Source organism: Candidatus Hydrogenedentota bacterium (assembly GCA_016791475.1).
Classification (GTDB): Bacteria; Hydrogenedentota; Hydrogenedentia; order Hydrogenedentales; family JAEUWI01; genus JAEUWI01.
Genome location: JAEUWI010000061.1, coordinates 26656 through 41718, shown reverse-complemented (window position 1 = coordinate 41718; position 15063 = coordinate 26656). Strand labels below are relative to the sequence as shown.

Sequence of the window (15063 nt, the reverse complement as noted above, 5' to 3'; positions counted from 1 at the left end):
CTTCGCCCTCACCTTCGCCTTCACCTTCGCCTTCGCCTTCGCCTTCACCTTCACCTTCGCCTTCGCCTTCGCCTTCGCCCTCACCCTCACCCTCACCTTCGCCTTCGCCTTCGCCTTCGCCTTCTCCCTCGCCTTCCGTACCACTCCCCCCTGGAATCTGCTTAAAAAGTACGTAGATGGACGTGTTCGCCGTGATGGATACATTTAGTCGTTCCGACACGAGCGGCAGGGTATTCGTTGCGCCATTCAGTAATATTTTGTCGATATAAGTCTCACCGGGCACCCCGATAATGCGGACTGACGCTTTGTCTCCCGCAAAATAACGAGGCGCACCGGTCTCATCTACAAATCGTGGAGTCTCGGCCTCTACGGTACCTTCTCCCTTCTTGGAGAGCCTGAGCGCCAGTAGCTGTTCGACACGCAGCGCTCCCGAGCCCCGGAGGATCCGGCCAGGTTCATTTAACTCACGAAATTCTACGTCAACGGCCCTTGAAGTCAAGCCATTCAGGCCCAGTGGGGGAACCGTTACATACGCTTCACTTTGCGTCATCGCGCCCCCTCCGGCACGAAATGGCGCAGCCAGACCATCGACGGTGATCTCAAATGCGGCGCTCGCCTCATCTGACGAAAATGTCCGTGAAATCGGAAATACTCCCAGGATACGAACCGGTGTTTCCTGGCCTTCGGGCACGCGTGAAGGAGTCACACTGTCCACGAGGAGGTTCAGCGCCAGGCCAGACTTCGGGTCCGTTCCTTCATTGACTTCATCAATATTGGAACTGCCATCTGCATCATAGTCCAAATCTGGAAACTGACAGGCCAACTCAAAACTGCCAAAGGGAGCGTATTCGCCGTAGGTACGCGGTGGAGTGGAATAATCGTACAAGGAGATTGGATGGTGAAAGATCTCGAAGCCCGCGGCGACAAGATCCGGAAGCACGGTGCAGAACATCGCTGGAGTGAGCCTGTTGCTTCCCAGCGTAATGGTTGGTCGTTCGCCGTCGCGGGTCACTAACGCAAGGGGTGATGCATCTTCCACCAGATTGTGGTCGAGCATCAGCAGCCCGCGCCTCATGGGCGGGATAGGGGTCAAATCGCGAATCGCATTGTTTCGAAGGTCGAGTATTTCCAGGTTAGTCAGATAAGAAAGTCCCGTTAGATCGGATATCCCCTTTGCCTTTGCACTTAGTACTTGAACCGACTCGGCTTCGTTCAAATATACAGGGCCCGGTCCGAGTGGCGCGCCGATCGCCTGAAGGATCGCCAACTCCAAGCCTGGATCAGGGATATGAAGGGGAACCCCGAGCGACTCCGAATCTTCGACAAAAATCCAGAACGATTTCTCCGTCATTTCCGGCGAGACGTCATCGTCCGTGACCATAACGGTTACGTAGTACTGGCCGGCCTGTTCACTACCTGGGATCCAGGAAAGCCGTCGCGTGGCGCTGTCAAACACCGCACCTTCCGGCAGATCTTCGAAATCAAAATTCAATTGGTCTCCGTCAGGATCTTTCGCCTTCAGCCCCACTACCATCTGCCGACCTTCCACCAGTGATTGCGGTGGTATGGAGTCCAGGGCCGGCGGGCGGTTGGTATTCAGCACGACGAGGTCCAGGGATTCTTCCGCGCTCAATCCGGCCTCGGTGTTTTCGGTCACAACGATAACGACGGGATAGACACCGGCCTGATCGTAATTCGGCTCCCACCTGACCCGGCCATAGCGAGCATTTGTGAATGTATTGTAAACCACGCCAACGCTTGCCCCAGCCGGTCCATTCAAGATCGACAGATCAAAAGAATCGCCGTCCGGATCGGACACCGGCAACGTGAGATAGTTCAAATGCCCCTCGGTGAATACAAGCGAGTCCACGGGACTAAAAACCGGTGGATCGTTCACGGGCGCAATCTCCACCAGGACAGTTTGCCTATCGGTGCCGCCATTGCCATCCGCGGCCACCAGGGTGAACTGGTCCGTGCCAAAGGCGTTGTGGTCGGGCGTGTAGGTCAGGCGAAATCCGAAGGGGCCAACCGCGAGGGTTGCTTCCCCTTTTTCTGGCGGTGCGGAAATCGACCACGCCAGGGGAGATGAACCCCCGTAAATCGCCAGAAGATCGCTGGTAACGGCCACTTCTTCCGCCGTCCTCAGTGTTCGCAACGCGCCCCCGAGAATTGCAATATCGTTTCCGCCCGGAACGTCGGGGTCCAGGGGGTCCGTGAACAGTATGGTAAACTCCAAGACATCGGAAAAGCCGTCACCATCCGAATCGGCCAGATCCGGCCGAAGTCCTCGCCCTGTTTCAAATTCATCCGACAGGTCATCCCCATCGCTGTCCGCACCGCACGCGCCAGTAAACAGCAGTTCCACCTCACGTTGCTGCAGTTCGGGTACGTCCCGGCAGAGGGCCAATGCGCTCAGCGGGGTATCGCCAAGGTTTACTTCATCTCCTGCGGCGAGCCCGGCGTTCTCCACCAGCGGAAGGATATCGGTAATCGGATTGGATGAGAGATCAAGCCGCCGCAAGTTCGGTAGGTCGCGAAGCGCACCCAGGTCTGAAAGGTTGTTATTCTTAAGTTCCACCACTTCCAGGGCAGTGGATACAGCCAGGCCGCCGACGCTCCCGACTTGGTTGTCGGTGGCTTTGAGTGATGTTAACGCTTTGGCGCCATACAAAAACGACAGGTCGGTCAAATCATTGCCGGAGAGGTCGAGCGTCTCCAGATTGTGAAGTGCGCTCAGAGCCTTGCCATCCGACATGGCGTTCCAGGACAAATCCAAATCGTGCAGCGCGCGAAACTGCGCAATCGGGCCAACATCGGCAATAAGATTCCGGCCCCCGGCGAACACTTCAAGATAGGTTGAAGTGAGTGGCGACAGATCGGAAATCTGGTTGCCCGAGATATCCAGCCTACGCAAGTTACTGCACACTTCCAGTGGAGATAGATCGGAAATCTGATTGTCGGCCATATTCAGTGCCCAGAGTCCCGACATCGCCGACAACGCTTCAATGTTCGTGATTAGGTTTCCCGCGAAGGAGAGTTCGTCCAACTTCGTAAGCGCTTTCAGGGGATCCAGAGAACCAATCTGGTTCGAGTTCATGTGAAGTATTTGGAGTTCCCGCTTGCTCGCCAGCGTCGTTATATTTTCCACCTGATTGTCGGAAAAATCGAGCTCCTCCAAGTCCCCCATGTTGGAAAGTGGTGCCAAGTCGGATATGTCGTTACCTTCCAGGTGCAACAACGTTAACCGGTAGGAATACCGGATCGGATTGATGCTCTCCAGTTTGTTGTCATTCAGCCAGATACGGAACAACCACGTTTTGCCATACAACGGTGTAAGATCGGCAATCTGATTCCCTCCGAGGTTTAGAATTCGAATCTTCTCAAGTTCCGTCAGCGGCGTGATATCTTCCACTCGGTTGTTGGAGAGGTTGAGTTCGGTTAACGAATCTATGGAAGCGAGCCCCGAGATATCCTCTACCGCGTTGTCCGCCAGATTAAGGGTGTCCAACGCCCCAGCGGACAGGGAGGGAATCTGAACCACCTCGTTATCGGCCAGATGTACCTCCCGCAGATATAAAAGTGAAGACAGGGCGGAAATATCTGCGATCACGTTATTCTCGAGATAGAGATACGCCAATCTCGGGAGCGTCGCAAGCGCAGCAATGTTCGAAATGGTATTGCGGCGTGCGTGGAGGCTGGAGAGCGACTGAACTCCAGACAACGGCATCAGGTCTGTTACATCGTTGTCGTCGATATTCAGAGAGGAGAGAGAGTTCACCCGGGACAACGCCGTGAGATCGGAGATGGCGTTGTCGCTCAAGTCCAGAATGCGCAAGGCCTCCAACGACGCAAGCGGTTCAATTCCAGTGATACTATTGTTATTCAATTTCACCGTTTCGAGTGCGCGTAATCCCGCCAGAGGCCCCAGATTTGAAAAATTCGAATCGGGAATATAGAGACGCTTCAGCGCGCTCAAAGATGCGAGGGGAGAGAAATCGTAGACCGAAGTCAGTTCATAAAGCGAAAGTGACTCGAGACGGGATAGCGAGGCCAATGGCGCAAGACTCTCGATCCCTTTGCCGAGGGAAATAGAGAGCCCCGTAAGATCGGTGCAATACTCCAATCCACGTAAATCATGAATTTGCCGATTGTAGGTTTGCAAGGTCGTGAACCCGCGCCCCACAAGATCGCGAACTTTGATCGGGCGATCAAAAACGACAATATAGTTCCTGACTGCGTCTTCCAGTAGAGGATCGGGAAAATTAACCACCAGATCAGGATCGGCCTTGGCAACGCTCGATATCGGCGGCGTTGCCGTGCTGCCGCCGTCTGCGAGCGCGTCCCCGACGTCGCCAAGGCAACCTCCCCACGCAAGGGCTATTCCCGCGAGAAGATTCCGCGCCCCGCGCCCAACACTGCAACAACTCGCTCCCACTGCCTTCATTGCCTCTCCCTTCGTACCGCGAGTCGCCCCTGGTAGAACCCCGGCAACGCGCTCCTCAACCTGCGACACGTGATAGGCGAAGAGTACCATACGCGAGAACCGTTTCTCTCATTCCTTGCCAACCCCACACCACTGATGCTATATTCAGGCATACCTTCAACACCAAGGCCAGCCTGAACATGAACGTCGCCCAGACCCTTGACCGCCTTCGCGCGGATGCTGATTTTTGCCGCAACCTGACGAAGTGGCACACGATCCCGCCCCGTGAGGCGCGCTATGCGCCTTTTCCGGAGGCGATGCACCCCGGTCTGGTGGCGGGAATGCGCAAGCGGGGCATTCATCAGTTGTACACGCACCAGGCGGACGCGATTGCGGCGACGCTGGCCGGGGAGCATACGTGCGTGGTGACCCCGACGGCGTCGGGCAAGACGCTTTGCTACAACCTGCCGGTGCTGAACAAGATCCTGGAAAATCCCCAGGCGCGGGCCTTGTACCTTTTCCCCACGAAGGCGCTGTCCCAGGATCAGATGAATGAGCTGAAGGGGACCATCGACGCGATGGAGGTGAAGATCGGCACCTACACCTTCGACGGGGATACGCCGGCCTCGGCGCGGAAGGCGGTGCGGAGCGCGGGGCACATTGTGGTGACGAATCCGGACATGCTCCATGCCGGCATCCTCCCCCACCACACGATCTGGATCCGCCTCTTTGAGAATCTGGAGTATGTGGTGATCGACGAGATCCACCACTATCGCGGAGTCTTCGGCAGCCATCTGGCCAACGTGGTGCGGCGCCTGAAGCGCATCTGCGCGTTCTATGGCTCCCACCCGAAGTTCATCTGCTGCAGCGCCACGATTGCGAATCCTCAGGAGATGGCGGAGCGCATCATCGAGGAGAAGGTCCACCTCATCGACAACAATGGCGCTCCGGCGGGCGAGAAGCATTTCCTGTTCTACAATCCGCCCGTGGTCAACCGCGAACTGGGCATCCGCAAGTCCTCGGTGAAGGAGGCAAGCCGCCTCGCCGCCTCGCTATTGTCGAAAAACATCCAGTCCATCGTGTTTGCCCGGAGCCGCCTGCGAGTGGAGATTCTGACGACCTACCTGAAGGACGCCGTGCGAAAAATGGGTAAGAGCCACCATCTCGTGCGGGGCTATCGCGGGGGCTACCTGCCCACGGAGCGCCGCGAGATCGAGCAGGGCATCCGCAACGGCGAGGTGATGACCGTGGTAAGCACCAACGCGTTGGAGCTGGGCATCGACATCGGCGCGCTGGACGTCTGCATCATGACAGGCTACGCCGGCAGCGTCGCGAGCACCTGGCAGCAGGCGGGCCGCGCGGGTCGCCGCAATACCGTGGCCCTGGTGGTGCTCATTGCCACGAGCGCGCCCATCGACCAGTACATCATTGGCCACCCGGAGTATTTCTTCGACCAGCCACCGGAAAGCGCCACAGTGGATCCAAACAATCTTATCGTGTTGACGAGCCACCTGAAGTGCGCGGCCTTCGAGATTCCCTTTGTGGAGGGGGAAGCCTTCGGGGTTGATGCCACGTCCACGGGCGAAATTCTGGACTATCTGGTGGACAACCGGGTGCTGCGCAAGGTGCGCAACAAGTGGCACTGGAGCGCGGACACCTATCCCGCCTCCGACATCAGCCTGCGCACGGCCGCGCCGGGGAATGTGGTGATCCTGGACACCTCGGACAACGGTCGGGTCATCGGCGAGGTGGACTTTTTCGCGGCCCACGTGGAGGTCTATCAGAACGCCATCTACCTTCACCAGAGCCAGCAGTACACCATCGACGAACTCGATCTGGAGGACCGCAAGGCCTATGCGCGTCCCGTGGAGGTGGACTACTACACCGATGCCGAAATGAAAGTGGACCTGAAGGTGCTCGATGTCTTCGAGAGCAAGCCGGAGCACGACGTGGAGCGCTGTTGCGGCGAACTGAGCGTCACCTGGCTGCCGACGATTTACAAGAAGATAAAATTTGGCACCCACGAAAATGTGGGCTGGGGCGAGATCCACCTGCCCGAGCAGACCATGCACACCACGGGCTACTGGATCGAGTTTCCCCAGGACACGGCGGAACGCTTCGGATTGGCGAAAGAAGAATTGGGCGAGGCCCTGAATGCGCTCGCCAACGCCCTGAAGCAGGTGGCCCCAGTGCAGGTGCTGTGCGACCCGAGTGATATCCTGGCCCAGGCCATGCTGCGCTCCCCCGTCGGTGAATTACCCACGGTCTATCTCTACGAACGCTACCCCGGCGGCGTCGGGCTCAGCGAAAAACTTTTTTACCACCACAAACGCATGCTGGAGGCCGCCGCCTCGCTCCTCTCGGATTGCCCCTGCGCGGAGGGATGCCCAAGCTGCGTGGGGAGCGTTCTGGAAACGGGCCAGCACGGCAAGAACGGCGCGCTGGGTCTGGTCAAGATGGCCCTGGGGACGCTCGTTAAGAAGCCCGAGGTGATTGCATGAGCGACATGAAAAAGAAGCTCGACGCGCTCAAAGCCATGACCGGCCTGGGCACCGGGGCGGATCTAAAGCGCGCGGTGAAACCTCCCAAGATTGAGGCTAGCCATAGGACGGATACGACGGATACGACCGATGTGGCTGAGGACTTCGACTTTCTCGATCAATCAAATCGGTCCTATCCGTCGTATCCGTCCGAAGTCGCGACGTCACCTCCACCCCCCAACGGCAAACTCGCCGACCTCCTGAAAGCCCACGGCCTGAAAACCGGCGCCGCGCTTCAGCGCGAACTGGGCACCACCTCCCCGCAGCGCCGCACGTTGCCCCGCGAAGAGCGCGCCCTGCCCCAGAGCAATGTAAATCGCCTTCGCGGCCTCACCGATCGCCTGGGTGTCTCCCCTCACCATGCGTTTGACACGGAATACGACCGCGCCCCCTGCATCACCCAGGAAGAGCGCGACGCGGGCACCTACATGCTGGAAAATCACATCCCCGGCGAAATCATCGGCGATGCCGAAAGTGGATTCTATCTCATCCGCCACGACTATCCCCTGGACTACCGCCAGGGAATCGTGGAACTGGGCGCGGCACTCCAGAGCAAATCAAAACATATTGCGTTCTCCGCCTGCGACCCGGAGCTGGAAGACTTCGATCCGCGCACGGCCTGCTTCGTGGACACGGAGACCACGGGACTCATGGGCGGCACGGGCACGGTTGCATTTCTCGTGGGCGTGGGCTATTTCATTGAGGGCGCCTTCCGTCTGGACCAGTGCATCATGCGCGATTTCGATGATGAAGAGCCCATGCTGCATTATCTCGCGGAGCTATTTGATCGGCACGACACGCTCGTGAGCTACAACGGAAAGAGCTTCGATCTGCCCCTGCTGCGCACGCGCTTCATCCAGAGTCGCATCCCCTTTCGCGGCGACGGCATCCTCCACCTCGATCTGGTCCATGCCGCGCGACGCTTCTGGAAACAGCGCCTGAAGGATTGCAGCCTGGGCAATGTGGAGCGCGAGATTCTGTCCATCTTCCGCGAGGGCGACGTGCCGGGCTATCTCATACCCCAGCTCTGGTTTCGCTACCTCGAAGAGCGCGACGCGCGCCCCCTTGAGGGTGTCCTGCACCACCACGAAATGGACATTCTCTCTCTGGTCTCCCTCACGGCGTGGATGTCCCAGTGCCTCGACTCCCCGGGCGGCCAGGGCTTTGCCCACCTGGAGGACAAGCTCTCCGTGGTGCGGATCCATTTTCGGCAGAAGCACTACGACGACGTGATCGAGCACGCCCGGCTTTTTCTGGAAGAAACGGAAAGCGCCGCGCTGCGCCGGGAGTGTCTGGAAATGCTCGCCCTGGCCTGTAAACGCCGCGAGCGCTGGGAAGAGATGCAGCGGGCCTGGGAGGAAGTGCTCGATGCCTTCCCCGGCGATCCCGAAGCAAGCCACGAGCTGGCGAAACACCACGAACACCGCACACGTGACCTCATCGCCGCCGCACGCCTCTGCCGCGAGGCCCTCACGCACTACGCAACGCGCGAAGGCACCGCGGGCCTGGAGCGAAGCGAAGCGCGGACCTTTCGCCATCGCCTGGAGCGCATCGAGAAGAAACTGGGGCGGCGCGGGGGTGAACTGGAGTTCTAGGTGTGCGCTGTGGACAAAGTGGATTCGCCGCGGCGAATGGACGCAGTAGAACTTAGACCTGATCTCAAACTATTCACTGTCCACCCAGTCCACTAGAGTCCACTCTGTCCACAGCCAGCGTTATTCCTTCTTCTCCGCGATCGCCTTGGCGCCGTACATGCCGAGAAACTGATTGATATCCATGGAGCGAACATCCAATCCGCCACTGCCCATGGGCACCATGACAATCTTCTTGTCCGCGAGCGCCTCTGCAATGGCCAGTTTCACCACCTCCGCACTGCCCGAGCCGGACAACGCCTCGTTCAGCTTGCGGATACCCTCCGCCTCCGCCTGGGCCTCGGCCAGCGTTGCCTCGGCGATACGCTCCTGCTGGAGATAGTAGGCGTCGGCCTGAATCACGGCCTTCTGATACTCGCCATCGGCCGTGGCCTTCACCTTGGCAATGGTAGCCTCGGCCTCCTTCACCAGGGTGACGAATTCCTCGCGGCGCGCGTTGGTTTCCGATCGCAGCTTCTCCGCTTCCTGATCCGCCACTTTCTTGTCTTCAATGGCCTGCTGGTAGGCGGGCGAGAAGTTGTAGTCCTGAAGCAACACTTCTGTGACCACCACGCCGTAGGCTTTCAGCATCTCGTTCAATTTGTCCTTCACCACCAGGGCCTTCGCACTGCGCTGAGCCGCCTCGTAAAAGTTCTCCGTGGTGAGTTCCCCGAAAATATCCCGGGGCTTGCTCCGCGCAATCGTGCGCACGATATTGTCCCGCACCTGATCATCGTCGGTACCCACCCGTTGAAGAATATGCGCGGCCTCCTCCGGATTGATGTGATAGGAGATGATCACGTCGAGGCTGATATCGTTGCCATCCACGGTCTTAAATTTCAGATCGTCCTGATCGCCGATGTTGCTGGCGTTCGGATCGCCCGCCATCACCAGCTTCTGAATGCGCGTATCGAAGGTGTGCCAGTCGGTGAAAAAGGGCACAAAGAAATAGGTCGAGCCGGGGCCGTAAGGTTCCTTCTGGACCCCTTTGCCCCCGAAGGGCGACCAGGTGACCGTGCGCACACCGACTTCGGTGGCACCGGTGCTGTAGGGCATGCAGCCGCTGGCGAACAGGGTGCATCCGGTGAAGAGCGCGGCAAGGGCCGCGTTGCGCTTTCTCATTGTACTGGCTCCGTAGTTGCGGGGGCGACTGGCGCGTCGGGCACATTTTTTCCCGAGCCCGCACTTTCCGTCACACCAAACGTTTTCAGCACCCCATTCAGATCCAACGGGTTCATCCCCTGTTCTCCGCCCGCGGGCAGCAGGATAACGTCCAGCCCCTTAAGGATATCCGCCATCTTGATGGCCACCATCGCGTCCGCGCCAAGGGCCTGCATGGCCTGGTTTTTCAACTCCACGCCCTGGGCCTCCGCCGTGGCCACCAGCAGGTCGGCCTCCGCCTCTTTCTTGCGCACGTACAGGTCCCGCTCCGCCTCCTTTTCCACGCGGTAGGCGTCCCCCTCGGCTTCCTTAACCTTCACAAGGTATTCACCTTCGGCCATCGCACGCTGGAGCACCTGATTCTGCTCGGCGGCGCGGCCCTTGGATTCGTTGGTGAACACCAACTGGTCCTGTAGTTTCTTGGCCTCGATGTTGTCTTGAATGGCCTCGCTGTAGCGGAAATACCGCACCAGCACGTGCTCCACGACGAGCCCCTCGTCCTTCAATTTCTCGTTCAAGATCTGTTCCGCCAGATCGGCCTTTTCCACGCGAAGGCTGGAATCGTAAAACTCCTCCGTCGTCAACTGACCCAGAGCCTCTTTGAGCACCGCCTCGGCCTTGGGCAGCAGGCCGAGCTGAAGGTAGTTGTCCTCCGGCCCGAGCTTCTTAAACACCTTGTAGGGGTCGTCTATCCGATACAGAATCGTGGCGTCCACATCCACGAAAAAGCCGTCGGAGGTCTGAATCTTTGCTTCACGATCCGTATAAATGCCGTCGCGCTCCGCGCTATCGCGGTTCGTCATCTCGAGCACCTGAGAGTTGCGCGGCAGGGTGTAGACCTCCTGAACGCCAAAGGGAATGCGGAAGGCCAGGCCCGGTTCGTAGATTTTTTCCTGAACGCCCTTGTGCACGCCTATCTTGACGACCTTGATGCCGAATTCGTTCGGCCGCACATATTCAAAGCACATGTTGTAGGCTAAGATTACGACCGCGGCGATCAAGGGAATAATGATGGACAGTCCGGCGAGTCTGCCCGCTCGACGCCCTCCCGTTCCCCGTGGCGGGCCACCTTCAGCACCGCCCACAAATTCCGGTTTTCGTGCCATGGTTTAAATACCCTTCGTTGGTAAGTTGGGATTTACACGACCTCTACCGCCCTGAACCGGATTTTATTCACGCGATGAATGGCCTTCCTACCACATAAGATCATCCGGCACCGGATACTCCGCGTAGGGATCATCCGGTGCGAGGGAATCCGGAGCATTATTCAAAAGCACCAGTCGGGCCGGTGTGCGCTCTTCGATCTTCTCCGCGATCGCGCGGGGCACGAGGTGGTAACCGCCCGCGCCCCACACGATTCCAGTGGCGCCGTCGCGCAGTTGGATCTGAGTCTCCCGCGAAACGGACAGACTTTTCACCTTGCCCTCATCGGCAAACTTATAGTCCACGGGACCCTTCGTGTTTTGCAACGCGTGTTGCCTGATCAGGTCATCCGATTGCGCGTGGAGCGCCTGGGCCTTCTGCTCGGCTTCCCGCTCCAGGTTGAGCTGGCGATCACGCTCGCGCTTTTCCTCAATGGCCTTCTGGGCCGCCAGTTGCTCCGGCGTAGGCGACGCTTCATCGCCATCCGCTTCTTTTCTGCGCTGGCGGCGGGCGATATTCTCTTCGTGGGCCGCGGCTTTGGCTTGCTTCTTGGTGGCCAGCCCGGCTTTCAACAATTGTTCTCGAAAAAGGTCGTTCATGCGTCTCTTAACTTTGCTTTTGTATGCAGCCGAAACCACACACGATACCACGAAGTCTGCTCCCCCGCACTATGCGTCCTTTCTCACAATGGAATCAAGAATGAGGCCCCTTTCTTCGTACACTTCAAGGGCCCCAAGAACTGCGTGGTTTGCGGGATATTCGCACCTTGACAGGCTCGGGTGAAGTGTTTAAACTTCACCCAGGGAGACGTGTGAGATTTTTCAGCGTCGTAAGGAAGGCAATCGATGGACGACAACACTGTGGAACGCGCTGGGGACGATGGGCCGGAATCGGCACTGGAGACCGAATTCAAGCAATTGCGCCAACGACACAAAGCGCGCTTCGAACAACTCGCAGGCCTGATGGCCACGATACAGAGCCTCTCCGAGTCCGCCAAGGCCGAGTCGGACTCGCTGGAATCCCTGGAACAATCGGCCCACGGACAATTGAACTATTTGAAGAAGAGCCTCGAAGAGAGCGTTTCCGGCCAGGGAAGCTTTGAATCCCGTATCCAGGAGTTGACCGAAGCCCTTTCGGCGGCGGAGCGCGAACGCCTTGCCCTGGTTGAACAACTGACTGCCACCGAGGGAAGCAACTCGGAGATGGAGGGCCTCCGGGAAGAACTTGCGGCGGCCACCTCTTCCCTGGACGAAGCGCGCAGGAGTCTGGCTACCCTGAATCAGGAGCTGGAAGAAGCCCGGACCGAGGGCGCCGCCACGCGGGAGCGCCTCGCCGCGAATGAAGAGGCGCAGCTCGGGCAGTCGGACGACGCATCCCGGCTTCAGGCGGAGCTCGCCGAACTGCAATCGCGGATGGCGGGGCTTCAGGCGGAGATCGCGCAGAAAGACGGCCTGCTTCAAGATGCTCAGGCCGCGCTGGATGAAGCGCAGGAAGAGCAGAATCGGGTCAGCGCGGAGTTTGAGCGCCTCAAGTCAATCCAGCAGCACGCCGAAGCGACCCAGGAAGGTCTCAAGACCGAACTGCTGGCCGTGCAGCGCGAACTCGAAACGCTCAAGGAGCGCTATCGGGAAGGTTTGAGTTCGGATGCCGCCCTGGCGCTGCGCCAGCAGGTGACCGAGACCGCCGCGCAGGTGAGCGCGCTGGAGAAAGAGCTTGCGGAAGCGCGGGAGCACGCGAAAAAGTCGGTCCTCGCACAGCAACTGGCCGAGGCCATTCAGGAGACCGAGCGGCTGGAAGAAGAAAACGAGCGCCTGCGCGCGCAATTGGGAATTCTCGAGGACGGACGGCGAATCATGGACGGCGGCTACGATCTGGAGCCCGCGGAGGCCGTGGCCTATGTGGAGCCCCAGGTTTCTCGTTCGCCGGAAGATGAATTACTCCGGATTCAGCGCTCCGCCCAGAAGTGGACCCACGGGCCGAAGCGGGTAATCGGGCAGATCCTGCTGGACGCCGGGGTGATCACCGAAGAGCAGCTCGAAAAAGCCCTGGAAGTACAGAAAAGCAACCCCCAGCAGCATCTGGGCGCCCTCCTCGGCGAACTGGGCTTCGCCTCCGAAGAGGCCATTGCCCAGGCCCGAGCAAGCCAGTGCGGTGTGGATTACATCCGGATCGCCGAAGACACGGTCGATCCCGAGGCCGCCGCGCTGATCAACCAGCGTCTGGCCTCCCAGCACAACTGTATCCCCATTTCGGCCACGCCAAAGACCATGGTGCTGGCGGTCACCAACCCCATGGACCTCCTCGCAATAGAGGACGTCGAACGCTTTACCAACCGCAAGGTGGATGTGGTCGTGGGAACCGTGCCCGACGTGGCCCAGGCCATCGCGCGGTACTACTGGGAACCGGAGTAATCTCGCGCCCCGAAGCAGGAATTGAATTCGCGCCACAATCCCGTTAGTCTGAACGTCAGACGCGCCGCCCCGCCAGGCAGTAGGGAAGGTGGCGCGAATTTTCTTGTTGACGATTTCCCCCAGGACGCGACGCCAGGCCGCGACGCGCCACAACAGCGACCCGCAGGAGATTTCCCTCATGGCTGTAAATCCGGTGTCCCAGGATAGTGCCTTTGATGTCGTCAATCCCCGAACGGGCGCGGTACTCTACCGCGTGGAGGAGCCCGACGCCGGCGCGCTCGACGGGGTAATGGCCGCCGCGCGCAACGCCGCTCCTGCAATTCGCGCCATGAGCGTCGGCCAGCGGCTCGCCCTCGTCGGGCGCGTCAAAACCTACCTCTGGCAGCATAAAGAGGCCATCGTCCAGCGCATTGTGGACGAAACAGGAAAGCCGCGTATCGAAGCGTTGATGACCGAGATCTTCCCGTCGCTGGACCTGATCCAGTACTACGAGAAGAATGCCGAGAAGATCCTGCGCGACCAGTCCGCCCCCACGCCCATGCTGCTTATGGGCAAGAAGTCCAAAATCTACTACGAACCCCTCGGCCCCGTTCTGATTATCTCGCCGTGGAATTACCCTTTTAACCTCTCCATGACCCCCATACTCACCGCCCTAATCGCGGGCAACCCGGTCATCTTCAAACCCTCGGAATACACGCCCCTGAAAGGCCTTTTGGAAGAAATCTTTCAGGCCGCCGGTCTGCCCGACGGATTCCTTCAGGTCGTCTATGGCGCAAAGGAGACGGGCAAACGCCTCATCGACCTCCAGCCCGCCAAAGTCTTCTTCACCGGGAGCGAAGGCGCGGGCAAGGCCATCATGGCCCAGGCCGCCCAATACTTGATCCCGGTGGAACTCGAACTCGGTGGTAAGGACCCCATGGTCGTCTTCGAAGACGCCTCCATCCCCCGGGCGGTCCAGGGCGCGCTCTGGGGCGCCATGACCAACGCCGGTCAGACCTGCACCTCCGTGGAGCGCATCCTGGTGCAGAATCGCATCAAGGACGAGTTCGTCCTCCAGATGAAAGCCGCCATCGAAGGGCTGCGTACCGCGCCGGGCACCGCGGACACGTCCCAAGACAAGTCCCTCGATATGGGCTGCATGACGGCCGACTTTCAGATTGCCAAAGTGGAGGCACAACTGGCCGACGCCGAGGCGAAAGGGGCAAAGGTCCACTGCGGCGGCAAACGCCCGGATAGCTCCCACGCCTTCCCCCCAACGCTCGTCACGGATGTCACCCCCGACATGGCGATCTATGGCGAGGAAAGCTTCGGCCCCCTGGTCACCGTGCAGGGCTTCAACGATGAGGCGGAAGCCATCCGCCTCGCGAACGACAGCCGCTACGGCCTCTGCGCCAGCGTGTGGACCGCCGACCTCGATCGGGGCGATCGCGTCGCCCGGGCCATCGTGACCGGCGGCGTATCCGTCAACAACGTGCTGGCCACCCTGGCCAATGCCGCCCTGCCCTTCGGCGGCACCAAGTACTCCGGCATGGGCCGCTACAAGGGCCCCCACGGTCTTTACTCCTTTTCCAATGTAAAGTCCATCTTGGTGGACAAAAACAGCAATAAGAAAGAACCCATCTGGTATCCGTACTCGGAAGAGAAATACGGACTGATCTCCGACCTGATCGACGCTTCCGTCGAAGGCGGCCTGAAAGGCCTGCTGAAGACCATCCTGGTCGGCATGAAACTCGACAAATTTACAAAAATTTAGA

At 59.3% G+C, this 15063-nt stretch carries 8 protein-coding genes; 4 read left to right on the top strand and 4 right to left on the bottom strand.

Translation table 11 applies throughout. From position 1 onward, the window contains the following. Positions 1-4534, bottom strand: a 4534-nt coding sequence (locus JNK74_23860) for a leucine-rich repeat domain-containing protein (GenBank protein ID MBL7649226.1), incomplete at its 3' end; no start/stop codon positions are given. Between the two features lie 89 nt (positions 4535-4623). Between JNK74_23860 and JNK74_23855 the strand changes: the two genes are divergently transcribed. Together JNK74_23855 and JNK74_23850 are read left to right on the top strand one after the other, a co-directional pair. Next, the gene (locus tag JNK74_23855) at positions 4624-6924 is read left to right on the top strand and encodes a DEAD/DEAH box helicase (GenBank protein MBL7649225.1); all 2301 of its coding nucleotides are present in this window, start codon (positions 4624-4626) and stop codon (positions 6922-6924) included. Next, positions 6921-8558 (top strand): ribonuclease H-like domain-containing protein, encoded by a 1638-nt coding sequence (locus JNK74_23850; GenBank protein ID MBL7649224.1) that lies wholly within the window; start codon positions 6921-6923, stop codon positions 8556-8558. The genes JNK74_23855 and JNK74_23850 overlap by 4 nt, the downstream gene beginning before the upstream one ends. Before the next feature lie 120 nt (positions 8559-8678). On the opposite strand, the gene JNK74_23845 is transcribed toward JNK74_23850, so the two are convergent. The 3 genes from JNK74_23845 to JNK74_23835 form a co-directional block, all read right to left on the bottom strand. Beyond that, positions 8679-9716 carry a prohibitin family protein gene (locus tag JNK74_23845; protein MBL7649223.1) on the bottom strand — a complete coding sequence of 346 codons (1038 nt, stop codon included), beginning with the start codon at positions 9714-9716 and terminating at the stop codon, positions 8679-8681. Continuing rightward, positions 9713-10861, bottom strand: coding sequence for an SPFH domain-containing protein (locus JNK74_23840; protein MBL7649222.1), 1149 nt, complete (start codon positions 10859-10861; stop codon positions 9713-9715). The genes JNK74_23845 and JNK74_23840 overlap by 4 nt, the downstream gene beginning before the upstream one ends. A gap of 87 nt (positions 10862-10948) precedes the next feature. Continuing rightward, a complete protein-coding gene (locus JNK74_23835; GenBank protein MBL7649221.1) occupies positions 10949-11497 on the bottom strand; it encodes a DUF2058 domain-containing protein in 549 nt (182 codons plus the stop codon). 246 nt (positions 11498-11743) lie between these two features. Here JNK74_23835 and JNK74_23830 point away from each other — a divergent pair, with 246 nt between their 5' ends. Continuing rightward, positions 11744-13309, top strand: coding sequence for a hypothetical protein (locus JNK74_23830; protein ID MBL7649220.1), 1566 nt, complete (start codon positions 11744-11746; stop codon positions 13307-13309). Between the two features lie 178 nt (positions 13310-13487). Continuing rightward, positions 13488-15062, top strand: a complete 1575-nt coding sequence (locus tag JNK74_23825; GenBank protein ID MBL7649219.1) for an aldehyde dehydrogenase family protein — start codon at positions 13488-13490, stop codon at positions 15060-15062. Position 15063 lies beyond the last annotated feature (1 nt).

What these genes read in the sequence shown, in the direction of transcription:
- JNK74_23845 (MBL7649223.1), bottom strand. Translation starts at nt 9,716, where the DNA reads ATGAGAAAGCGCAACGCGGCCCTTGCCGCGCTCTTCACCGGATGCACC.
- JNK74_23840 (MBL7649222.1), bottom strand. Translation starts at nt 10,861, where the DNA reads ATGGCACGAAAACCGGAATTTGTGGGCGGTGCTGAAGGTGGCCCGCCA.
- JNK74_23850 (MBL7649224.1), top strand. Translation starts at nt 6,921, where the DNA reads ATGAGCGACATGAAAAAGAAGCTCGACGCGCTCAAAGCCATGACCGGC.
- JNK74_23835 (MBL7649221.1), bottom strand. Translation starts at nt 11,497, where the DNA reads ATGAACGACCTTTTTCGAGAACAATTGTTGAAAGCCGGGCTGGCCACC.
- JNK74_23855 (MBL7649225.1), top strand. Translation starts at nt 4,624, where the DNA reads ATGAACGTCGCCCAGACCCTTGACCGCCTTCGCGCGGATGCTGATTTT.
- JNK74_23825 (MBL7649219.1), top strand. Translation starts at nt 13,488, where the DNA reads ATGGCTGTAAATCCGGTGTCCCAGGATAGTGCCTTTGATGTCGTCAAT.
- JNK74_23830 (MBL7649220.1), top strand. Translation starts at nt 11,744, where the DNA reads ATGGACGACAACACTGTGGAACGCGCTGGGGACGATGGGCCGGAATCG.